Source organism: Pyrococcus woesei (assembly GCF_050496105.1).
GTDB classification, from domain to species: Archaea; Methanobacteriota_B; Thermococci; order Thermococcales; family Thermococcaceae; genus Pyrococcus; species Pyrococcus furiosus.
Genome location: NZ_CP179867.1, coordinates 408,018 through 430,803, shown reverse-complemented (window position 1 = coordinate 430,803; position 22,786 = coordinate 408,018). Strand labels below are relative to the sequence as shown.

21 protein-coding genes and 1 tRNA gene are annotated in these 22,786 nt (G+C 42.5%); 7 read left to right on the top strand and 15 right to left on the bottom strand.

The window, feature by feature from the left end; genetic code table 11:
• Positions 1–5: 5 nt before the first annotated feature.
• Both ACMFNG_RS02520 and ACMFNG_RS02515 read right to left on the bottom strand, forming a co-directional pair.
• A complete protein-coding gene (locus tag ACMFNG_RS02520) occupies positions 6–2,993 on the bottom strand; it encodes a hypothetical protein (protein ID WP_014835521.1) in 2,988 nt (995 codons plus the stop codon).
• 132 nt (positions 2,994–3,125) lie between these two features.
• Positions 3,126–3,938 carry a D-aminoacyl-tRNA deacylase gene (locus ACMFNG_RS02515; RefSeq protein WP_011013124.1) on the bottom strand — a complete coding sequence of 271 codons (813 nt, stop codon included), beginning with the start codon at positions 3,936–3,938 and terminating at the stop codon, positions 3,126–3,128.
• 71 nt (positions 3,939–4,009) lie between these two features.
• Between ACMFNG_RS02515 and ACMFNG_RS02510 the strand changes: the two genes are divergently transcribed.
• From ACMFNG_RS02510 to ACMFNG_RS02495, 4 genes are all read left to right on the top strand, one after another.
• Positions 4,010–4,708, top strand: coding sequence for a nucleotidyltransferase domain-containing protein (locus tag ACMFNG_RS02510; RefSeq protein WP_011013123.1), 699 nt, complete (start codon positions 4,010–4,012; stop codon positions 4,706–4,708).
• A 39-nt stretch (positions 4,709–4,747) separates the two neighbouring features.
• Positions 4,748–4,825: transfer RNA gene (locus ACMFNG_RS02505), tRNA-Pro, on the top strand.
• A gap of 35 nt (positions 4,826–4,860) precedes the next feature.
• Positions 4,861–5,430, top strand: a complete 570-nt coding sequence (locus ACMFNG_RS02500) for a hypothetical protein (protein WP_011013122.1) — start codon at positions 4,861–4,863, stop codon at positions 5,428–5,430.
• Positions 5,423–6,055: a TIGR00296 family protein gene (locus ACMFNG_RS02495; RefSeq protein WP_011013121.1), complete on the top strand. Its 633-nt coding sequence runs from the start codon at positions 5,423–5,425 to the stop codon at positions 6,053–6,055. Before ACMFNG_RS02500 ends, ACMFNG_RS02495 begins: the two co-directional genes overlap by 8 nt.
• Here the strand turns inward: ACMFNG_RS02495 and nadC are convergent.
• The 5 genes from nadC to thsB form a co-directional block, all read right to left on the bottom strand.
• Entirely contained in the window at positions 6,033–6,863 is an 831-nt protein-coding gene (gene nadC, locus ACMFNG_RS02490) for a carboxylating nicotinate-nucleotide diphosphorylase (RefSeq protein WP_011013120.1), read from the bottom strand. The two genes, ACMFNG_RS02495 and nadC, sit on opposite strands and share 23 nt — an antisense overlap.
• Positions 6,864–6,872: 9 nt before the next feature.
• Positions 6,873–7,784, bottom strand: coding sequence for a quinolinate synthase NadA (nadA, locus tag ACMFNG_RS02485; protein WP_011013119.1), 912 nt, complete (start codon positions 7,782–7,784; stop codon positions 6,873–6,875).
• A gap of 44 nt (positions 7,785–7,828) precedes the next feature.
• Positions 7,829–9,223, bottom strand: a complete 1,395-nt coding sequence (locus ACMFNG_RS02480) for an L-aspartate oxidase (RefSeq protein WP_011013118.1) — start codon at positions 9,221–9,223, stop codon at positions 7,829–7,831.
• A gap of 45 nt (positions 9,224–9,268) precedes the next feature.
• On the bottom strand, positions 9,269–10,687 hold the full coding sequence (gene ppcA, locus ACMFNG_RS02475) for a phosphoenolpyruvate carboxylase (protein WP_011013117.1): 1,419 nt from the start codon (positions 10,685–10,687) through the stop codon (positions 9,269–9,271).
• Positions 10,688–10,829: 142 nt separating this feature from the next.
• Positions 10,830–12,479 (bottom strand): thermosome subunit beta, encoded by a 1,650-nt coding sequence (thsB, locus tag ACMFNG_RS02470; protein ID WP_011013116.1) that lies wholly within the window; start codon positions 12,477–12,479, stop codon positions 10,830–10,832.
• Between the two features lie 153 nt (positions 12,480–12,632).
• On the opposite strand from thsB, the gene ACMFNG_RS02465 reads away from it, so the two are divergent.
• Positions 12,633–13,355, top strand: coding sequence for a hypothetical protein (locus ACMFNG_RS02465; RefSeq protein WP_011013115.1), 723 nt, complete (start codon positions 12,633–12,635; stop codon positions 13,353–13,355).
• On the opposite strand, the gene ACMFNG_RS02460 is transcribed toward ACMFNG_RS02465, so the two are convergent.
• From ACMFNG_RS02460 to ACMFNG_RS02435, 6 genes are all read right to left on the bottom strand, one after another.
• Positions 13,339–14,055 (bottom strand): anaerobic ribonucleoside-triphosphate reductase activating protein, encoded by a 717-nt coding sequence (locus ACMFNG_RS02460; protein ID WP_011013114.1) that lies wholly within the window; start codon positions 14,053–14,055, stop codon positions 13,339–13,341. The genes ACMFNG_RS02465 and ACMFNG_RS02460 overlap by 17 nt on opposite strands.
• 9 nt (positions 14,056–14,064) lie before the next feature.
• Positions 14,065–15,882, bottom strand: coding sequence for an anaerobic ribonucleoside triphosphate reductase (locus ACMFNG_RS02455; protein WP_014835522.1), 1,818 nt, complete (start codon positions 15,880–15,882; stop codon positions 14,065–14,067).
• A 219-nt stretch (positions 15,883–16,101) separates the two neighbouring features.
• Positions 16,102–17,196 (bottom strand): ABC transporter ATP-binding protein, encoded by a 1,095-nt coding sequence (locus tag ACMFNG_RS02450; RefSeq protein WP_014835523.1) that lies wholly within the window; start codon positions 17,194–17,196, stop codon positions 16,102–16,104.
• A gap of 5 nt (positions 17,197–17,201) precedes the next feature.
• On the bottom strand, positions 17,202–18,035 hold the full coding sequence (locus ACMFNG_RS02445) for a carbohydrate ABC transporter permease (RefSeq protein WP_011013111.1): 834 nt from the start codon (positions 18,033–18,035) through the stop codon (positions 17,202–17,204).
• Positions 18,032–18,886 (bottom strand): carbohydrate ABC transporter permease, encoded by an 855-nt coding sequence (locus ACMFNG_RS02440; RefSeq protein ID WP_011013110.1) that lies wholly within the window; start codon positions 18,884–18,886, stop codon positions 18,032–18,034. Before ACMFNG_RS02440 ends, ACMFNG_RS02445 begins: the two co-directional genes overlap by 4 nt.
• A 38-nt stretch (positions 18,887–18,924) precedes the next feature.
• Positions 18,925–20,208: an ABC transporter substrate-binding protein gene (locus ACMFNG_RS02435; protein WP_011013109.1), complete on the bottom strand. Its 1,284-nt coding sequence runs from the start codon at positions 20,206–20,208 to the stop codon at positions 18,925–18,927.
• 184 nt (positions 20,209–20,392) lie between these two features.
• Here ACMFNG_RS02435 and ACMFNG_RS02430 point away from each other — a divergent pair, with 184 nt between their 5' ends.
• The gene (locus ACMFNG_RS02430) at positions 20,393–21,397 is read left to right on the top strand and encodes a tetratricopeptide repeat protein (RefSeq protein WP_011013108.1); all 1,005 of its coding nucleotides are present in this window, start codon (positions 20,393–20,395) and stop codon (positions 21,395–21,397) included.
• Here ACMFNG_RS02430 and ACMFNG_RS02425 read toward each other — a convergent pair.
• A complete protein-coding gene (locus ACMFNG_RS02425) occupies positions 21,394–21,669 on the bottom strand; it encodes an elongation factor 1-beta (protein ID WP_011013107.1) in 276 nt (91 codons plus the stop codon). The two genes, ACMFNG_RS02430 and ACMFNG_RS02425, sit on opposite strands and share 4 nt — an antisense overlap.
• A complete protein-coding gene (locus tag ACMFNG_RS02420) occupies positions 21,670–21,852 on the bottom strand; it encodes a zinc finger domain-containing protein (protein WP_011013106.1) in 183 nt (60 codons plus the stop codon).
• A 100-nt stretch (positions 21,853–21,952) separates the two neighbouring features.
• Here ACMFNG_RS02420 and ACMFNG_RS02415 point away from each other — a divergent pair, with 100 nt between their 5' ends.
• Positions 21,953–22,786 carry a geranylgeranylglycerol-phosphate geranylgeranyltransferase gene (locus tag ACMFNG_RS02415; protein ID WP_011013105.1) on the top strand — a complete coding sequence of 278 codons (834 nt, stop codon included), beginning with the start codon at positions 21,953–21,955 and terminating at the stop codon, positions 22,784–22,786.

Here is a 22,786-nt window from a genome sequence, read left to right as displayed (position 1 = left end):
TTGACTCACCACTTCTTTAGTATTCCTCTTATAAATGCCTGTGCTACCTTAAATATCTCCCAAACAGTTTTTGCTCGTTTTCCTTCTTTAAATGCTACTACAATTCCCCTTAATCCTTCTCCACCTGTAAAGAATGATCCGATGTCTGCTGAAACTGCAAGGTAGATTGTGTCGCTTGTTTTTACTTGGATTTGAGTTGAGATTTTGTACTTCTCGTATTTTGAGTATTCGAAATTATTACCCCTTGACATTTTCAACTCGAATTCAATTGTTACTGGCAGGTGATAATAACCACGAAGCCAGTAGCGTGCAAATGCCGTGAAGTCTGAAGTCCAAGCTTTAAAGGTAATATAAACATTTCCAGTCTCCCCAGCTTTGATCGTTGTAGTAGTATCCAGAGTTATCACCCCATTAGAATGATCCATTGGGAAGTCTATTGAGAGGACTCTCGATTCGTCTAACTCGATGGCAACCCCACTCCGAGTTGGATTTCTAAGCTCAACTACACACGTTGCCGTACCCTTGTAGTCAAGAGTTCCACCAACCTTCAAAACCAAATCATTACAAGACACTCTCGACAACTCTAACCAATTAACCCTTCCCAAGACTTTAACATCCTCACTTGCCATTTGGCGCCCGCCTATTTTTAGTATTAAGGTCGTGTTTTGAGTTAAGGGTCCTATGGTTGCAGTTATTCTTGCAGTCTTGTTGGCGTAGATTGTCAAATACCCATTCGAGATTGAATAATTAACACCGTAATAATCCTCATGAGGCCACCAAACGTTCCCAGTATCATCAACTAACTCGATAGGCAATGTTTGCTTGTAATTCTCTGAATTCTTCACAGTAATGATAACACTCACATTATTACCCGCTTCAATCGGGTTTGGAACAACCTCAAGCCAACCAGAAAGCCCATACTCTACCGAAGAAACGTTCAGTTCTCCTTTCTTTTCTTCAACTTTTACTCCCTGATTGTAGAGTTTAATTTCATAGGAGTGCTCTCCACCCTCAGCACTCCACTGGAGGGTTAGGGTTTTAGTAGAGTCTGGGGGAATGTAAGCACTAGTAGAGTCAACCTCAACATCATCAATGAACAACTTTACGCTAACGTTCCTCCCGCTAGAGTAGGAATTCTTAACCTCAACCTTGAATGTAACAATTTCCCCAGCCCTGGGCAAGTTTGGAGTTATCGTTACAGTAGTAATGCCTAGCGAGCCACTAGACTTTTTCCTTACAGTGAACTCGCCATCTACACTCTTAGAATGCTGTCCAAACTTACAAGTTAGCACGTAACTGTAAGTTCCAGAGCGAGAGTATGTAACCGAGCCAAAATTGACTAAAGCAGTACTCTTACCCTCAGCGTTAAAGCTTTCAGACTTCTGGTAAGAACTCCTACTCGTGCCTGAAGTTGGGACTTCAAGGCTGAGTGTACAAGACCCACTAATCCCAACCTCATTATCATTCCTCACGCGAGCCTTGAAGGTTAAGGCACTACCCTCCACACGATCCCCATCAATGGAAAGTGTGACGCTAACCTTGCTAGGATCCACTGGATCTTTCAAGCTTATTGTCTCTTCATAAGTTCTCTCAGTGGTCTTTTTACTCATTGAAGTTGTTTGAATGGCCATTGGAGCATTCCCCCGGTAAGACTTGTAAGTGATTTTTACTGTTCCAGCAACGGTAACACTACCACTCCCGTAAACCTTCCCACTGACAGTACTCTTAATCACCTTTACCTCATCCTTATTCAGCATGCCAACTTTTTCAGTGTCCTCGAGTGATGTTCCATCAAACTCAACGTTAATGTCGTAAACTGCATTATTCTGAGCCTCAATCTCCACCTCAACTTGATAAGTGGCGTACTCACTCGTGACTTCAACTGGATTCACGCGGACTGCCTTAATTACAAGAATCCCCTCACTCTCCCCAACCATTAAAGCCTCCCGGGCAATTTGATCATTTAATGGCAGATCCGTATCTTTTGGTGGTTTTGGAATTGTGATTATTGGCTTTGGAATTGGTGTTGTTCCATCCCCATAACATTCAGCCGTTAATGCCCTCGCCAGTTCTACCACCTTGTGATTCAGGAGGTAATTTAATTCTGGGTTAGAGTTTCCCAGCTTTTGGGCTTTTAATATCGACTCAACTTGTAGTGTTAGGTTGTAGGCTTTGATTGCATTCCACCAGTACGTGCATTTGATGATTGGAATCCTCTTAAATTTGTTAAAGACAATTGAAAAGTTTGAATTTCTTATTATGACGTGCCCATCCCTTCCCTTGGGGTTTGATTTTATCACTTCAACTTCCTTAGCCTTTAACCTTTCAATGGTGGAGAGTTTTTCATCAATTCCTTCAAAGAGGTAAGCGCGGTAAAAACTAATCCACTCTCTTGCAATTTGTGGTGGGATTTCGCGGGTTATTAGAGTATCTCCAGGCTTTGATTGGTAGTCTTTCCAGTATTTTAGTTCTAGTGCCCTCGCCTCGTAACTGTTGTATTTGAATGCTATTCTAATGAATGCGTTTGAGAAGTCTGTTAGGAATTTGCTCATGTTAAAGTCGCCCTTGACTTCATCAGCATGCTCAATCAAGTACTGCTCGAACTCCTCGATTTCTTCATCACTCCAACCTTCGTTTTTTAAGGCTTGTACAGTCTCTTGCGGGAGGCCTTTAGCCTTTATCTCCTCAATCATTTCCTTAAGCTCGTCTTCAGTATAGTACAATTTGACTCCCGCTGATTTTAATTCTTGAAGGGTTTGCCAGGTTTGGGTTGAGATTATTATGGCATTCTCAGCCCCAGCCTTGGAGTTCTCTATTAACTCGTTTATTGCTGTAGTGTTTCCAGATTCTGCCTCCCCAACGAGCCTAGCCTCCCTCCAAAGTATTTCCCAAAACTCTTCATAGGGATCCTGAGTACTAGCTTGGACAATACTAGGATTAACTAGGCCTCCCAATAACAAACTTATAACAAAGAATACAATACTCCTCCTCACCACAAATCACCAAAATTACAACCCAAAATAGTACTAAAAAACATTTCTATATAAAAAACAAACATAGTGATAAAATTGAACTCATACTTATTACTTTGAGCACGCATAAAGAAATAAACTATTCAGATGAAATTAATCCTTTATAAATTCAAGCCCCAGCTCATTTGCTAATTCCTTAGCTAGTTGTCTAGTCTCTCCCCTACTTCCCTTCCAGTCAACGTATATTGCCTCAACTTCCTCAGTCGACCTTGAAAGTGCGCGAAGGATAACTTCCTTCTTCACTGGCTGTGCGTATTTTGGGAGAATGTGGGAGAATGCAAGGTCACTTTCAAGTGCTACCTTTGTCTGCTTTGGAGCATAGTGTCCCCCTCCAATACCTAGGGCGACCTTAAACTTCTCCCTCTTTTTAAGGACATACATTATTGTTTCGGCTATTATTTCTCCAGCTCTATCATTAACCCACTCCTCTTCGCTGGATCCAATTTCTATGAAGAGGCTAGGGACTTCCAGTTCACTTGGACCGTGGTGAGTTGCTTCATAACAAACTGTCCAACCGAGGTCGTTTAGTTCGTGCATTTTTAGTAGGGCTAACTTCATCGCGCTTGGAAATGCTATGGCAAAGCTCTCATCTTTTCCCCCATACATTGCCTTTCCCCAGTTTCCAGTAACATGGGTGGTTAGGGAAGGAAGTTTTTTTGCACTTGAGTGTCTAGATGCGAAAACTATAACCTCAGGTTTTATCTTTGTCTGCTTTTCAATCTCCTTGTCGAGGTAGTCGTAGTATATCATCTCTTCGTTTGTGGTGAGAATTAGGATGTCTTCCTTCTCATAAACCCTATTCCCATCGAATGTGAGGTTGCTCTCCGTAAAGCCGAAGTTTTCAATGAGCTTCTCCCTTATGTTCATTGAAGCCTTGTCAATCTTAGTTGTCATGATTACCTTCATTTATCTCCCCCCATTCAAGGAAGCTTTCTTCGTTAAAAACATTATTAAATGGGGAAAAAGTAGTAATATTGATGCCCAGGGAAAAGGTTGTTAGGGTTTGGGATGAGAGGGAAGTAGTTTACTCTCCTAAGAGGTGGAGGATTCTCTGGGAGAAGAGGGAGAAGGCTCTCAAGATAATGGAGCTCCTCAAGGATTTTGATCCTCATGTTTATGGGAGCGTAGCTAGGGGAGATGTGAGGAGGGATAGTGACATAGACATAGTTATTCCTTATAGAGTCCCAAGCTATTTAATTGAGCTCGCCTTGGGAGATTTAATTCAGAGGAGAAGAATAGTAATGGCTACTCCGTGGCACTTAATTAAGGGGCACATAGAGATCGATGAAGAAACAACTGTAACGTTTTTCTTAGTCGATCCAACTGATAGGGAGCTTGAGTTTTACAAGTGGGGAGGAATGCTTGACTTGTGGGGAGTGAAGACCAAGCAGAGAGTCCCAGGGGTTAACAAAAAGTTAATTCTGATAATTCCAACTGATAAAGGACACATCGAAAGGGAGGTGGTTGGAAGGGAGGCAGAAGTGGCAAAGATTCTTGGAGTTAGCGTAGATATAGTGGAGGAGAGGGTTAAGGTTCTCACAAGAAGGGACAGAATTGGCAGGACTGGAATTTATCTTGATGAGGAAGTTCCGGACTGGAAGAGCTTTGAAGAATTCTTGAAGGAGCTGGCTGATAGAGATCCTAACATAAGAAGGAGGGTGAGGGAGAGCTTGTGAGAAAAGTTTATAATTTTATGTATTCCTGTCCATTTTGAAGGGGCCGTAGGGTAGCTTGGCCCATCCTGCGGGCTTCGGGAGCCCGCGACCCGGGTTCAAATCCCGGCGGCCCCACCAGTACATATAAAGTAAAGATATCAGTGGGAGGATTCATGAAGCTTGTTAACGTTGACGAAGTCTCAAATATCTTTTATGGTATTCGCTCCACTGCAAGGTACATCCAAGCTGTGTTTCCCCTTGAAGGAATAATTTGTGAAGTTGAAGAGATGGTTTTTGAGGACGGAGAAAAGACTGCAAGTGGCGAATTTTACAGTACTCCCAAAGAACTTTTAGTGGAACTCTTTGACATAATAACGAGAGGAGATCTTCCAACCTCAGTTTTGGAAGATGTTCTAATGGCAGTAAGCCTTGGAGATTTGTCTCCTGTAGATGAGTTGAAGGACATCCTTGAAGGAAAGGAAGATGAAGTTGAAAGTTTGAAAATGGTGATAGCAGAAATTATCAAAACTAGAAAGAGGGAAGACGTGATCATAGTTGAAGGAAAGGATATAGTGGATCTTTTGCCTTATGGGAACGATATAAAACTCTTTCTCCTTGAAAGTAATGAGATAAGGAAAGTTTCAAAAGAAGTTAATGTAAAGGAGTTAAGAAATATCCTTGGGATGGATGTTGAGGATGTTATGGATATAATAAACTTGATACGGGTGAGGGAAGATGTATAGGATTAAGGATGAGTGGGGAGAGTTCCTAGTAAGGCTCGCAAGGAGGGCTATAGAGGAATACCTCAGGACGGGGAGGGAGATAGAGCCCCCTAAAGATATCCCTCCAGAGTTGTGGGAAAAGATGGGAGTCTTTGTTACCCTAAACAGGCACAATGTTCCACCACAAGCGGCATTGAGGGGATGCATAGGGTTCCCCTTGCCGATCTACCCTCTAGTTAAGGCAACAATAAAAGCCGCTATATACGCAGCTGTTGACGATCCAAGATTTCCACCGGTGAAGCTTGAGGAGATGAACAACATCGTTGTAGAGGTCAGCGTTCTAACTCCTCCAGAACTTATTGAGGGTCCACCGGAGGAGAGGCCTAAGAAGATAAAGGTTGGAAGGGATGGGCTTATAGTGGAAAAGGGAATTTACACGGGCCTTCTTCTTCCCCAAGTGGCAGTGGAGTGGGGTTGGGATGAGGAGGAGTTTCTAGCAGAGACGTGCTGGAAAGCTGGATTGCCACCAGACTGCTGGCTTGATGAAGATACAAAAGTGTACAAGTTTACGGCTGAGATATTTGAGGAGGAGTATCCCAGGGGGCCAGTTAAGAGAAAGCCTCTCATCCCACAATCTCAAGACTGACATCGAAGTTCTTCACGGAATGAGTTAGGTAGCCGAGGCTTATAACATCCACATCGAGTCTTGCGTACTCTCTTATATTTTCTGGAGTTATCCCTCCCGATATTTCAATCTTAACTTTTTCCCTTAATCCCAACTTCTTGAGCTCCTCTATAACTCTCTCTATTTCTTCGGGCGTCATGTTATCAAGCATTATTACGTCGGCCCCCGCTTTTGCCGCTTTTATTGCATCCTCCAGACTTTCAACTTCAACCTCCACCACTTTGTATACGCTGAATTCCTTGGCCCTTCTTATTGCTTCTTCTAGGGGAACTAGGGCAAGGTGATTATCCTTGATAAGTATTGCATCGCTCAGGGAAAATCTGTGAGGTTCCCCTCCTCCAATCATGATGGCCTTCTTATCTAGAAGCCTCAACAAACTTTTCCTAGTTCCCGCTATCTTTACTTTTGGATTTACTTCTCTAACAATGTCAACTAGTCTCCTAGTTTCTGTGGCAATTCCGCTCATTCTTCCTATTATGTTGAGGGCGGTTCTCTCTACTAGCAGAATAGCCCTGGCGTTTCCTTTAACTTCCATTATTACATCTCCCTTCTTGACGAATTCGCCGTCTTGCTTTTTTACATTGACTTCAACTCCAAAGTACTCGAAGAGCTTTCTGGCTTCATCAACTCCCGCTATGATCCCCTCTTGCTTCGCTATTATTACCCCTTTAGCACTCATCTCCCTGGGAATAACTGCCTCACTAGTTATATCTCCGTAAGGAGCATCTTCCTCAACAAATTTTAAGAGGTATGAAATTGGAATCTCCATAGAAACACCTCAACTCATCTCAAGCATTCTTTCAATGGCTTTTCTTGCCTTTTCGGCTATCTCCTCTGGAACGGTGACTTCATATTTCATATCCCTTAGGGATTCATACACATGTTGCAGTGTTATGGCCTTCATTCCAACGCACACTGCATCCTCTTTGGCTGGATAAAACTTCTTGTTTGGATAGAGCTTGCTCAGCCTATACACCATTTCCCTCTCTGTGAAAACAACCCATTCGTCCCACTCACATGCTCTTCTTATCATTCCCCCCGTTGAGACTATTATATCAGCATGCTCTTGGACTTCTGGATTGCATTCGGGGTGAACCATAAGCTTTGCATTGGGATGGAGCTTTTTGGCTCTCTCGACATCTTCAATTGTGAACTTCTTGTGGACGTAGCAGTGTCCTTCCGGTGGGATGGGGATTATGGTTTTCCCAGTGACCTTAGCCACATAGTGAGCTAAATTCTTGTCCGGACCAAAGATAATTACGTCAGAATCGAGCTTTCTAATGATATCAACTGCATTTGCTGAGGTTACGGTGACGTCTGCATAGGCCTTGGTCTCAGCTGTACTGTTCACGTAGAGGACTACTGGGGCATTTGGATACTTTTTCTTAGCTTCGAGTATATGCTTAACTTTAAGCATGTTGGCCATTGCACATGTAGCTCTCTTATTTGGGATGAGAACTATCTTATCCGGGTTTAATATTTTGGCAGTTTCCGCCATGAAGTCAACTCCAGCAAAAACTATTACATCTGCATCAACTTTTGTGGCCTTCCTCGCGAGCTCAAGACTGTCTCCAACGAAATCTGCTACATCCTGAACTTCAGGGAGCTGATAGTTATGGGCTAGGATTATCGCGTTTCTCTCTTTTTTCAACCTTTCAATCTCCTTCTTAAGCTCCTCAACCTTTTCCATAACAATCCCCAATGAAGATTAGGGAATTGTGCTTAATAACTTTTTTAGAGCATGCAATTTTCTACACGGAAAATACTCGGCCTTCTAAATTCCTCTCTTGAATAGGGATAGTCTTCTCTGTAATGAGCTCCTCTACTTTCTTCTCTCGCTAAGGCACACTTTAAGACAGCTTCTGCCAGAATCTTTACTCTTGGATCGGCCTCAACCTTTTCTAATTTTTTGAGACCAAGCCTTAAGGATTCCTCTCTTCTTATTATCCCTGCATGGTTCCACATTATGTCTCTAACTTCATCAACGTTTCCCGGCTCATATCCGTGGTACTTGGCTTCTTTCCTTTCTCCCCTGGGTTTCTCTCTAATAACTGTTCTTGAGACCTCTATTCCCGAAACTATGCACTCTAGAAGTGAATTACTAGCCAGTCTATTCGCTCCATGGAATCCATTACATGCTGCCTCTCCTATGGCGTACAATCCCTTGATGGGTGTTCTGTAGAATATATCTACACTTATCCCGCCAATCGTATAGTGGGCCACGGGAGTTACGGGGATTAAGTCTCTTTTTGGATTTATTCCTTCTCTTCTGAGGAAGGAGTATATGTATGGGAATCTCCTCTTAAAGTCTTCAATTCCAGTGGCATCTAGGAAAACCCCTTTACCTTCGAGCATCTTTCTGTATATCTCCCTAGCAACAACGTCTCTCGTCTCTAGCTCGTTTACGAACCTTTCGCCTTCTCCAGTTACAAGCTTTGCTCCAGCTCCCCTCACAGCCTCACTTATTAGGTAAGTTCTCTTTCCGATGAAACCTGTTGGGTGAAATTGGATGAATTCAATGTCCCTCAACGGAACTCCCTTTAGTGCTAAATCTCCTATTGGAATTCCTAAGTTCCAAGGGTTGCCAGCGGTGAATTTGTATAAGCCAGAAAATCCTCCTGAAGCTATTATTACCGCATCAAAATAAAGTAGCTCTCCCTCAACAAAAACTCCAACAATCTTTTTGTTATGAATTGCTACTTCCTCAGCAAATTTTCTTATGAAATTCACACCCATTTCTTTTGCGTGCTTTTCTAATACGGGGATTATGTACTTTCCAGTTTCGTTTTTAATCGTGAATATTCTAGGAAAAGAATGGCCCCCTTCAAGCTCTCTGCTAGTGAACTCGATTCCCAGGGAAGTAAGAAAGTGATAGGCTTCTGTTGACTTGGAGATTACATTCCATACAACGGTAACATCGTTTAGATATTTTCCCCCTCTTATGGTGTCTGTGACATGAGAAATAATTGAGTCTCCATCACTTATCGGAAACGCTATCCCCGCCTGGGCTAGATATGAATTTGATTCCTTGGGTTTTGGGCCAAATACTGTAACCTCAATTCCCTTTTTTGCCAATGACATTGCAGCGGTTAAACCTGCGAGGCCACTCCCAACTACTGCCACCTTCATTTTTCCTCTCCCTCTCAGAGAAAAAAGTGTAGAGGTATATGGGCTTTATCCAAGAAACCCTCTTAACTGGGCCAGCTTCATCACATCTCCTTCCCCTTTAAACACTATTTCTGCCTCCTCAATGTACTCAGGGATTTGCTCTGGTTTGAATTCCTTGACCCTTTCTGCTAGCTCTTTCAATCCTACCTTTTCAGCAACTTTTGGAGAGAAAAATCTCATGGCAAATTCTAAGTCTTCATATACGTTGATGTAGTATTCTGAAATTGTTTCGAGTTGGGAGTCTGTGAGTGAGTTTAATGCAAGAAGTTCTGGGGGGATTCCGATGGAGTAAAGGGCAGCAGTGAATGTGATTGCTCTGGGCAGAGTTATCCCGTTCACATTTCTTGAATATCCGAATAATCCTATGTGGAGCTTCCTCTTTCTTCTCCTGGGTATTCTCTTTGCTACGCTGTTTATGTATGGGGCTAGAATTCTAATCTGCTTTTGGTATTCTGCCTCATAGTTAACCAGAAATGGAGGAATTTCAACTGGAATTGGCAACTTTCTTTTTGTCGATTTAATTTTCTCTACCGCCTTAACGACGTCTTTGGTTGGGTAGTCATACTTGAAGGAGCTCTGGATTGTGAAGGTTTGGACACTTGGATATTCCTTTACTACTGCATCAACGTTATCTGGTCTCATTCCTCCTCTCAAGGGAGGACCACCAACTCCGATAATTGGGTATATTGGAATGCTGAGCTCCTCTTCTACCTTTAGAACTTCATATAGTGCCCTTTTAACGTAAGTGACTGCTGTAATTAGACCGTAGTTCATTGCGGGATCACTTCTAGCAAAAAAGACCCTCTGATACTCAATGTCATTCTTCCTATTTAGTATGTAAGCTTCTGTTATTTTTGCAGCTTTGATTAGAGCGGATTTCGTCTCAAACAGTGGGATTACATTAATTTTTTCTGGGAAGAAATCTCCGATCCACTCCCTTACTGTTATATCATAGATTTTCTCTCTGCTTATCCAAACTACTGCCTTCTTATAGAGCCAGTATACTCTCTCAATTTCCTCTACACTAGTTGTCATGGGAAGTATTACTTCGAATATTGGAGCTATGTTATCTCCATAGAATATCCTTGCATAATCCGCACTTCTTGCGATTCCTTGAAGGGTTTCGAGAAGTAACTTTGCTTCTTCTTTTTCTACACTTGGGTTTGGAACTCTTGGGGTCAGGCGAATATCCTTTCCAAGAATATTGTTCTTGAAAAATGTTGGGTATCTCTCGAGAAGTTTTTTAACAACGAATTCATCAACTTCTTTTCCTTCAAAGTCCCACATTTGTTCATCTGCTCCAAGGACACTGAAGGCATAGAATGCCTCCGTTATCTCATCTTCTCCCTCTAGTATGGGGGAGCTAGCGAAAAATGGTATTGAATAGTTGTCAGGATGTTGAGTACTCATTATTCTTGGTATCATAATGCCCTCCAAGATCGAGCTAATTAGTCATATTTAAAGATATTGGAAGAAGTTTTAAACAAAAGACGAAGAATTTAAGATTCTAGAAGTTAATGCTCCTGAAGAAAAGACAATTAGAAAAAGGGGAGAAAAGTTTGGGACATCAGTCTAGATCACTGCTGAAGTCCTCGCTTCCTCCTCCCTTCTCACCTTCTTTCTCCTTCTCTTTCTCGAGCTTGCTGGCAGCGATGACATCGTCGATTCTGAGGATCATTATTGCTGCCTCGCTAGCACTCTTGATAGCTTGCTTCTTGACTCTTAGTGGCTCGATGACTCCTCTCTCTAGCATGTCTGCTGGTTCGCCTTCGTATACATCGACACCGATGGTTGGTCCCTTCTCCTTGTGGGCAGCGATGACCTTAACGAGTGTCTCGATTGGGTCGAGACCAGCGTTCTCTGCTAGTGTCCTTGGAATGACCTTGAGAGCCTCTGCAAAGGCCTCAATTGCCAACTGCTCCTTGCCACCAACTTCCTTGGCGTACTCGTCGAGTCTAATGGCTAACTCGATTTCTGGTGCTCCACCGCCAGCTAGGATCTTTCCATCTTCAAGGATGTCCTTCACAACCTTTATTGCATCTTCTAGGGCTCTCTCGACCTCATCGACTACGTGCTCAGTTCCACCTCTGATGAGGATTGTCACAGCCTTGGGGTTCTGGCAGCCCTCGACGAATATCATGCTCTCTCCAGCAACCTTTCTCTCTTCTACTAGCTCAGCGTAACCGAGGTCCTCTGGTGTGAGGTCCCTAATGTTGGTTACGATCTTAGCTCCTGTGGCCTTGGCGAGCTTCTCCATGTCGCTCTTCTTGACTCTTCTGACGGCCATTATTCCGTATTTGGCTAGGTAGTGCTGTGCTAGATCGTCAATTCCCTTCTGGACGAATACTACGTTAGCTCCGACTTCCTTGATCTTCTCGACCATCTCTCTGAGCATTCTCTCCTCTTGCTCGAGGAAGGCCTGGAGTTGCTCTGGGCTGGTAATTCTTATCTCGGCATCAGTCTCGGTCTCCTTAACCTCAAGTGCATCGTTAATTAGTGCAATCTTAGCTTTCTCGACTCTCTTTGGCATTCCTGGGTGGACTACTTCCTTGTCAATAACTACACCTCTTATGAGCTGGGTGTCTCTGACGCTTCCACCCTCCTTCTTCTCGAGCTTGATGTTGTCGATGTCAACCTTGTACTTTCCGTCTTCCTTCTCTGCAACTAGCTTAACTGCCTCTACTGCAAGCTTGGCTAAGTACTCCCTCTCCTCCTCAGCGGCCTTACCGGTAATTGATGTCATTGCAGCCTTGAGGAGAATTTCCTCATCGTCGGGCTTGACTTCTTTGGCTATGTTCTCGAGGATCTCTTGAGCCTTTTGTGCTGCTAAGGTGTAACCTTTGATGATTATGCTTGGGTGAATGTTCTGGTCTAGTAATTCTTCAGCCTTTCTTAGGAGCTCACCTGCAATTACTACAGCGGTTGTTGTTCCATCACCGGCCTCCTTGTCCTGGGTCTTTGCGACCTCAACCATCATCTTAGCTGCTGGGTGCTGAATGTCCATCTCATCGAGAATTGTTGCACCGTCGTTTGTTATTACGATGTCTCCAAGGCTATCAACGAGCATCTTGTCCATTCCCTTTGGTCCGAGGGTTGTTCTTATTGTCTCTGCAACAATTCTAGCAGCAAGAATGTTCATTCTCTGGGCATCTCTACCAACGTATCTTTGGGTTCCTTCAGGCAAAATTAGAATGGGTTGGCCTGCTAACTGGGCCATTTTCCCACACCTCCTTTATTTATTGTTTTATATCTTTCTCAGGTTTTAGTTACCTGTTGTAGTTTCCACTTATAGGTTCCTTTGGATTGCTTATAAATTTTTCGGTCAATCCTTATATAGTATAAAGGTTGGAGAGGGAAGAGGTGTAAGTTTATGAGGAAAATTTCCTTGCTTGTGTTGGTCGTTGTTTCTAGCATTATCGTGGCAGGATGTATTGGAGGAGGCACATCAACGGCAGAAGTACCAAAAGAAGAACTTTATGCAAAGCTGGAAAATGCAACAACGCTTGGAGTTTTGTGGAACTTAGAGCTTTTAAACTCTACAACAAGAGAAGTTCTCGCAACTTCAAAGGGCAAGGCAGTAATATATCCTAATCTAGTCCTGTCTTATAGGGAAAGTGAAGGAGAAAATTGGATTTCAAAGTCTGTCATAACATGGGAAAACAATGAGGGTAGTTTGATTCTCGTAATGACGATAAATAACACAACTCAGAAGTATGAAGATTCTAAAGAATTCAACGTTACCATAGCTAGGAAAATGGCTTTTCCAGGGGGAGAAATTGAGCTTCTCTTACTTGATAACATGGAATTTAACTCTACAAAAGTGGAGACAAAGTGTGACGGGGAATGCGTGCTAAGGATAGTTAAAGAGGACAGCAAGGTTCTATACGACATCCAAGGTGTATGGAAGATTGAGTACATTGAAGGGAACGTTACCTTTGATTCAAACACGAAAGAAATTTCAAAGGTTGAAATTGTTATGGAGACTTCCCAGGGGTTCATTGAGAAGATTAAATATGAGTTTATCAAAAACAATCTCGATGAAGCTAAGGCTGAAATAGAAAGAATAAGGGAAGAGCTTAAGAATACTTCCTGACGATAACTTTCTTTACCCCCCTCTCTTCTAGCTTTTCTTTTATTAATTCGATTTCTCTGTCGGCCCAACAGTGGTTGTTGCACCACTCTTTATTCCTGGGATTTGTTATGGGAGGTCCCACTAAGGGATGTAGCACAACATAGAAATCTGTGTCTATCTTTTCTAGGCCTTCTTCGATCCATCTCATTATCTCTTGAATATCAAATCCCTTGCTTACGGGTATTCTAAGCTCTAGAGGTATGGAATTTTCGGAGACTATTTCTAAGCCCTTCAAAAATAGTTGCCAGAGCTTGAGGGAAACATTTTCTGGTAAGCCATAAAGTTCAGTTGGTGGAGCTTTTAGATCCGTGGCCACATGATCCACAAGGTCAATTATCTTCTCCAACGGTTTCACTAATGTTAGGTTTGAGTTAAGACTTACTGGAAGATACTCTCTAACCTCCCTGAGAAGTTCCTGAAACTCCCTCCACTGAATTAGTGGTTCTCCTCCCGTTACATGAAAGTAATCCACTAGGTATGAATTTTCCTCGACTTCTGCAATTAACTCCTCTTTCTCTAGTTTAAAGCATTCCATTCCCTGGGCTAACTTCCAGTTGTGGCAAAATGGACATCTAAGATTGCATCCGCAAAGCCAGAGGGTAAAGGTAACCTTCCCAGGAATGTCTACCATGCTTACTGCCTTCCATCCTCCGATAAGCATAGAGACACCTCAGGCTAAGTAGTGTTTCCTTCTCCAGAACTCTTTCTTCCTATATGGATTCCAGTTCTTCAATGGCCTATAATAGCCTATTATTCTACTCCATACCTCTACATCGTGGCTTCCACACTTGGGGCAACTCGTATATAATCCTGTGAAGGAGGATTTACACGAGTTGCAGACCGTTAAAGCTGGAGTGTAACTCCAGTATACTAGCTTGGTCTTCATTAGCTTTTTAGTTAGCTCAGCTAATGCCTCAGGATCTGGCTCTTCTCCCAGGAAGATATGCATCATTACCCCTCCCGTGAAGCTTCCTTGGACGATTTCCTCAATTCTAATCCTGTCTCCTAGTTCAAGTGGGCCGTAGTAGGGGGCTATGCTAGTTGAGTAGATAGGATTCTCGGGGTCATCTAGGTATTCCTTTAACTCTGGAAAGTCCTTCATATCTTTGAGAGCTAACTTAGCTGCTGCGCTTTCCCCAGGAACTTCTTCAACATTCCATGGAACTCTTGTAGCTTTCATCCATTCTCTGGCCTTTTCTGTAGCAAACTCCACCATTCTCTTCATTAACCTTGCAGCCTCGATCCAATCCCTTCTATTTCCTTCTTTCCACAACTCTGGGGAGTTTAGGTATAATGCGGCAGCTTCTGGAAGTCCCAGGATTCCGATGGTGTTGAAGTGGCTTGATGGAAATTCCTCTAAGTAGTCCCTTATCATGCTGTACATGTGGGGATACATGGAGAGCAACTTAACATACCTGTTTCTGAACCATTCGGTTGTTATCCTAACTATCTCGAGGGTCTTTTCGTATTCTTCCCAGAACTCATCTTCATCTCTGCTTTTGAGGGCAATCCTGGGAAGGTTAACTGTTGTAACGTTTACAGAACCAGTAACATCGGGCATTGCCCATAATCCACCAAATCTTTGCCTTTCGAGCTTCTCTACATCTTCATCTAGCGAGAATGTATATGTGAATTCTCTCTTATCTATGTTTAACCTACAGCACATTGCATAGCTTGCATCTGGATCAACAACGTTGGTGTTCAACCAGTAGAAGCTTCCTCGTTTAGCAGCTGTGGTAAAGATAGCTTCAAAAACTTCGGGGTCATTCCAAATCATATCCGCGGTTACCATAAGGGTGGGGATTGGAAACGTGAAAGGCTGTCCTAGGGCATCTCCTTCTCTGAGAACCTCGGTAAGAGCCAATATGAACATCTTAGCCTCTCTCTCATATTCACCTAGAGGAGCTACTTCTTCTCCATTGTATATTGCGTAATCTCCTTCAAGCATTTTCTTTGGAGCATCGAGAGTTACCGTAAAGTTCGTAAAGGGGGTCTGAAGGCCAATTCTTGTTGGGTAATTTAGGTTATAGACTAACCTTTGAATATTTTGCTTTACTTTTCTTAGATCTAGATTTTCCTTCCTTATGAATGGTCCAGCATACCATTCAACGCTTGAGAAAGCCTGTGCACCAGAGAAGTAGTGTTGTAGGGTTATTAGGTAGTTTGCAATGTGATCAACGAAGGTGTCGAAGTGTTTAGCTGGTCTAGAAGTTATTGTTGGCGTCCTCAACCCTCTCTTTAGTAATCTAGCAATGCTGTGCCCTGTACAATAAGGTATGTAGAGACTGTAGGGGAGCTTGTGGATGTAAATATCTCCTGAGAAGTGAGCCCTTAATCCGACCTCTGGAATTAAGCTTAAGCTACTTTTTAGTGCTTCTTCCATTACATAGGCAAAGAATCCACTAGGTCCTGGGTATCTATTTGCGTTCTCCAGAACGTCAAGACTTCCCCACCTTGCATACTCGTGGATGATGTCCACCTTTTCCATGCTTTCACCCCTTTGGATATTTTGTCCAATCATACCCTGGGAAATATGTAGCTTTTATGGGTTGTGGAAAGAAAATTAGCATTTGGCTAAAATATCCATAAATGACTCTAGTAAATTGGTGAAGAGTTTAACTACCTAGCTGGCATTTAGACAATTAATGTTGCACCATCAATGCATGATAAAGAAACAAGGAAAGAAGGATATTTGAAAAAATGTCAATTAAATTATGGCCTTTTCTGAATTCTTGTCAAATATATGAATCTTGTCTAGATCTATTAGCACAGATACCTCTTTTCCTATCTCCAAAGGAATATGGCCAGGAAGCTTAACTTTTATAATTGACTCCTCGAACCTAACGTGCACTATTGTATCTGTTCCCAGTGCCTCAACGAAATCCACAACTCCCTTTATCTTTGCAGTTCTTCTCATGTGGGCAAGTTCGCTTATCCCTTCAATTACCATATGTTCGGGACGTATTCCAAAGAGAACGGTTTTCCCTATATAGTTCCTCAATGCTTCCATTATGTCATCTGGGAGCTCTATCTTAAATCCTTCTCCTTCCAGGTATCCTTCGCCTACTGAAACTTCTAAAATATTCATTTCTGGAGCTCCTATAAAGGTGGCTACAAAGACGGAGTTGGGGTTTAAGTAAACTTCAGTAGGCGAGCCAACTTGGAGTAACTTTCCTCTGTTCATTACTGCAATTCTATCTCCCATAGTCATTGCCTCAACTTGGTCGTGGGTTACGTAGATTGTAGTGACCTTAAGCTTCTGTTGCAACTTCTTTATCTCAGCCCTCATAGCGACTCTTAATTTAGCATCCAAGTTGCTTAACGGCTCATCCATAAGCAATACATCTGGCTCTACAACTATGGCCCTGGCAACTGCGACTCTCTGCCTCTGTCCTCCAGAGAGCTGTGCTGGATATCTGTCAAGTAATTCTTCAATTTGCAGGAGCTCTGCAGCCCACTTGACTCTCCTCTCTATCTCATCTTTTGGATACTTCTTGATCTTAAGCGGAAAGGCTATGTTCTCATAAACTGTCATGTGAGGCCACACGGCATAGCTCTGGAAAACCATGCTTACATTTCTATCTTTTGGAGGGAGGTATGTGACGTCTCTATCCCCGAAGTATATTTTCCCAGACGTTGGTTCTTCAAGCCCTGCAATCATTCTCAAAGTTGTCGTCTTTCCACATCCTGAGGGGCCCAATAACACTAGGAATTCTCCATCCTTAATCGTGAGATTTAAGCTATTAACTGCGGTAAAATCTCCAAACTTTTTTGTGAGATTCTCTAACCTTACCTCAACCATCTTTATCACCTCAGTGTTATTCCCCACATGGTTATCAGGTACTTCCTAGCGAAGAATATGAACAACATTGCTGGTAGAACCATTATAAAGGCGGCCGCGAACTTGTAGTAGGCAGGAGCTGCACCTCCTGCTGCGCCCGCAACTATGGAGAGGGTTTGAGCAGGTAGGGTTCTGTTTTTGAGGGTTAATACTGAAGCAACAAATACCTCATTCCAGCTCATTACAAAGGTGAACATTGCAGCCGCGGCTAACCCAGGAAGAGCTAGAGGTAGAGTTATCGCTTTAAATGCCCCAAATCTAGTTAGGCCAAAGACCATCGCAGCCTCTTCCAGCTCTTTATCAACACTGGCGAATATGCTTGAAGTTATCAATACTACAAAGGGTAATGCCATAGCAGTATGAGCTAACGCAACACCCAGGAGTGTATCAACTAGATGTAATTTTATGTAGAGGACAACCAATGGAATCGCCATTATTGGAATTGGAAACATTCTCAGTGCTATTATGGAAAGCTTTATTGTGTCCTTACCTTTAAATACGTACCTTGCAATAGCATATCCCGCTGGAACTCCCAGCAAAAACGAGATTGCTATTGTTAGTAAAGCTACAATTACACTATTCTTGATTCCATCCCAGGCCCCAAGTGTAAAGAGGATTATCTTTACCCACTCCGAAGTAAAGCTGGTGGGTATTACCTTGTTTGGGTCATAGTAATCTGTCTTTGTTGAGAACGCGTAGAGGGCTGAAACAATGAGGGGAATTATTATCCAGGCAACGACGGTAAAGATGAACGCATAAAATAGGACTTTTTTAAGCATAAAAAGTGTTTTCTCGTTCATGTTCTCACCTCCAGATATTCAGCTTTCAGGAACTTAATGTACAATGCTCCGAGGAGTATTGATAATGCAGCTATTGTTAAGGCGTATATTGAGGCCACTCCATAATCCTTTATCTCCACCAATTGATAGAATCCCTCTCCGGCCAACACTGGGATGTCTCTTCCCGCTAATATCCAGACAATACCGAAGACCTGCATGGCGAAGAGCGTTCTAATAATGAGGGCGCTTTGAATGCTGGGCTTTAGCATTGGAATTACTATTTTCCTAAGTCTTGTCCAGTAGCCAGCTCCAAAAACTTCAGCAGCCTCTAGATACTCCTTACTTATCATTTGAAGTCCTGCAACCAAAATTACGAAGACTATGGCAGTAGCTCTCCAAACTTCTGCAATAACTATGGCTAGGAATTCCATCATCCTATATTCATACCCGAAGAAGTGAATTGGTTCTGAAATTAATCCCAGGTTCAAGAGAAGCTTATTTAAAAATCCATAATCGGCAAGCATTGTATACCAAATCAAGCCAGCGGCTACATCACTTATCGTTAAAGGTATAACTAGGGCGTATATAGCGAAATCTCTTCCTTTAAATGACCCATTAACGGCCAAAGCCAGTATCAATGCGAGGATAAGTTGGAGGGGAACTATGGTTATAGCCAGTAGAATTGTATATTTTAGCGCCTGCCAAAACATTGGATCAGAAGTGGCTCTCCTAACTGTATCCAATGAAAACGCGCCATTCTTAGTGAAAGCTAGGTAAAGGGCTTGAATCAGAGGATAGCCAATGAAAAACGCTAGGTAAGCCACGGCCGGTAAAATTAAAAGGTAGGGAATATGAGAACTTCTTATTTTCATTGCCCATCACCTAAAAAGAAAGAAAAAAGGGAATAAAATCAAGGCTCTGGAACTCCTACCTCTTCAAAGAGTTTGTGAAGCTTTGGACCCAACTCTTTCAGCACACTCTCTGGATCCTCTCCGTTGAGTACTATTCTAGTGAAGGCATCTCTGTAAATTGCGCTGAACTCTCCACCCTTCTCTCCCAGGTTGGGGATCATGACGATTAAGGCATCGCTTGTTGAGGACTGGGCAGTAACTCCGTTAACTAAAATCTTTAGTGGGCCCTCAGGAACTGCATTGCTTGCCTCCTTAACTGTTGGGAAGAATCCTACCTTCTCCATTACTTTAACCTGGGTTTCTGGCCTTGTTAAGTATTCAATCAACTTCCATGCTTCTTCCTGGTGTGGAGCATTCTTGGGTATGGCAAGTCCGGCTAGAACAACAATGAATCCTCTTCCCTTTGGCCCCCTGGGAACTGGGACTACAACGAATTGATCGGGCTTTGTGGTTATTGCATTCTTTATTCTAGCTGTGTGATCCCATGCAATCAAAACATCCCCTTGCAGTAGAGGATCTGCCATGGCATCCCACGTTGTTGAGGCTGGGTTAGTGTACTCCCAGAGGTCTTTGAAGTAATCCCACATCTCTAGGGCCTCAGGGCTATCGAATTTCTTTGTCTCATACCCAGTAAAGCTTGGGTATAGGTAGCCGTGGATGAACCTATGGAGTAGTCCCTTTGGACCAGCGGGTAATCCAAAGGCCTTCTTTCCAGTCTGCTTGTATATATTCTCAAGCCACTCTAGGAGGGCATCGTAAGTCCACTTCTCCGTCCCCTTCATTACATCTTCCTGAGTTAGGCCTTCAGGCAGGTACTTGAATGCTTCCTTATTGACCACCATTACGTAGGTAGCACTCATCCATGGAACGTAGAATACTTTTCCATTTTGATCTGTGGCGTATTGTAGGTAGCTCTCAATAAATGTTCTTCCTTGCAGTTCCTTTATCTTTCCGGAAAGATCAGTTAGCCATCCTTTGGAGTTGAAGTAATCCAATCCCCCGTGAAGGTCTGCAACCACATCTAGGGTTACTTCTCCAGAGCTCATCTCAGCCTCAAGTCTAGTTGAGAGGTCAGCATAGCTTAGTGGAACAAACTCTACGTCAATCCCTGTCTCCTCCTTGAATGGAGGAATTAGCTCGTTTAAAACAAACGCTCTCTCTTCTGGTGGGTTGAGCTGGGTAGAAGCCCAGACTATCTTTGCACCTCCCCCTCCAATGCATCCACTGGCAAACACTGCTATCCCTAGAAGTACAATTAATAGCATGCTAATTTTCTTGTTCATCTTAGCTCACCATATTACATTAACTATACTAACCTTTATTTATTTTTCCCTTTTTGGCCTTTAATTGATCAATGGGAAATTAACAATCCAAATTTTGGTAAATATAGACATGATTTAGTTTTAATTTACCTCAAACAATAAAGGTTTTAACATGTTTAAATTTTTCAACATCTAGGTGAGAGAAATGGTTGAAGAAAAAATCAAAGAAGCAATAAAAAACAGGGATTGTGAAACAATACTTGAGTTGCTGGACGAGTATTTAGAGCAGATAGAGGATGAGGAAAAGCTTAGAGAGGCTTTAAAGGAGATTGGAGAAGCGGCAGTTGAGTGTGAAGACTTCGACATTATTCACGAAATTTCTCACTTATACGAGCATTTAGGAGAGCCTGAAAAAGGAATTGAGCTCTATAAGAAAATTGTTGAGAGAAGGAAAGGAGATAAGGAAAAATATGCTGAAGCTCTATACTATTTAGCTGAAGAGTATGAGCACATGGGAATGCCTGAAGAGGCTTTGAAAATTTATCAGGAGCTCTTAGAAATTGAAAAAGAGTTGGGAAATGAGAGGGAGATAGCTTTAACTTTGGCTAACATAGCTGTCGTTAAAGATGAGCTTGGAGAGGCAGATGAGGCAATAAAATTAATGAGTGAGGCAAAAGATATTTTTGAGAAAATTAATGACACTAAGAATTACCACATAGCCCTAATAGACTTGGCCCACTTCTATTACGAGCTTGGGGAATATGAAAAGGCCATGCAGATAATAGAAGAAGTTCTTAGAAATCCCCTTGATGATGAAATAGAGGTTCACGGGAGACTTGTAGAGAGTGAAATTCACTCTGCATTGGAAAATTACAAAAAGGCAGCTCTCTCCCTTAGAAATGCCCTCTTAAGATCTGGAGATGATGAATATCTCTTTGAAACGGCATTTGAGGCAGTTCTAGAATTCATTGAAGAGCTGTACAATGAAGAGAAGTATGCGGAGTTAAAAGAGGTAGCTTCGCTCTTTGCAGAGCTGTTCGAAGATGATACAAAATTCTTCTTCCAGGCGATAGAGAAGCTTGCAGAATGGAAGCTTGGAAAAGAGGAAGCTAAAAAGGAATTTGAAGAGCTTTACAATAAAATTGAAAATGAAGAAATGAAGGAATTTTTAGATGAACTAAAGAAGCCAAAGGTCAATTTGTCACTTTAAATTCTTGAGACAGTTTCAACTTCTGCACTTTCTACCTCTTCTACTTCTTGGAACTTTTCTGCTATTTCGTCGAAGGAGTACCCTTCCTCGTCCCTTCCAAGAACGTAGAACTTCAGTGCTACTAGTCCAAAGGCTATGGGTTCTCTTTCAACCTTTGCAAGTCCATACTTCTCTGGAATTAGTGCCTTCAACTTTTCCTCAAGCTCATCCAAGTTCACTTCGGGATCTGTTGGCATCACTCTAATTACACCAACCAAATTAAAGTCGCCCATTCAGGGTCCCTCCCATCCGCAATTGGGGCACTTATAGGGCTTTGCTAAAACCCTACAGCTTTCACATCTCCATATTACTGCCTCACCGCAGTTTGGACAGATAAAGTGAGTAGCGTGCTCCCTGGGTGTTATCTCCCTTCCACATGAGGTACATACTGGTATCTCAAACTTCATCTCAACCATTCCCTACACCTCCAGAAGTAGAGGTTTTTTCTCTAACTGCTAATCGGGTTAGGGATGTTATTTATAAAACTTTTCCTATATTTAGATGGGCGAGCAAGAGATGGAAGTCAAGGGATTCATAGAGATAATGAGACCTCATAATTGTATCCTTGCCGGAATAGTTGGAATTTTGGGAGCATTGGTGGCCTATGAAGGAATTCCAGACATTAAAACCCTCACATTAATTTTTTGGGTGGTTTACTTTGGATGTTCTGGAGGGAACACCGCCAATGATTACTTTGATTATGAAATTGACAAAATAAACAGGCCGAACAGGCCTCTTCCCAGGGGTGCCATGTCCAGGAGAGCAGCTCTGTACTATGCCCTTCTTCAATATGCTATTGGAAGTATACTCGCTTATTTCCTAAATATAAGGGCTTTTGTCTTTGCCACAATTGCGTACTTCCTGACGTTCTTATATGGATGGAAGCTCAAACCTCTCCCCCTCGTTGGGAACATAACAGTAGCAGCCTTAACGGCGGCAACTCCAATATATGGGGCAATTGGAGTGGGTAGAATAGGATTAGCTGGGTATTTGGCAATTTGTGCGTTCCTAGTTAACGTTTCAAGGGAAATAATGAAGGATATTGAAGATATTGAGGGAGACAAAGCTTTAGGAGCGAGAACCCTTCCCATAATAATAGGAGAGAAGAAAGCTGCAATAATAGCAGCGATTTTTGGATTTCTTACAGTAATAGCTTCTTTCCTTCCAGTAAAGGTAGGAATAGGTCTTGGGTATGCTCCCATAATAATTGTGGACATTATTATTATAAAAGCAAGCATTGATGTTCTTAGAGATCCAAAAGCGGCCAGCAAAGGTCAAAAATTATTGAAAATTGCAACTTTCGTAGCAGTTATAAGCTTCTTAGCGGGAGCTCTTACTAAGGGGGTGTGA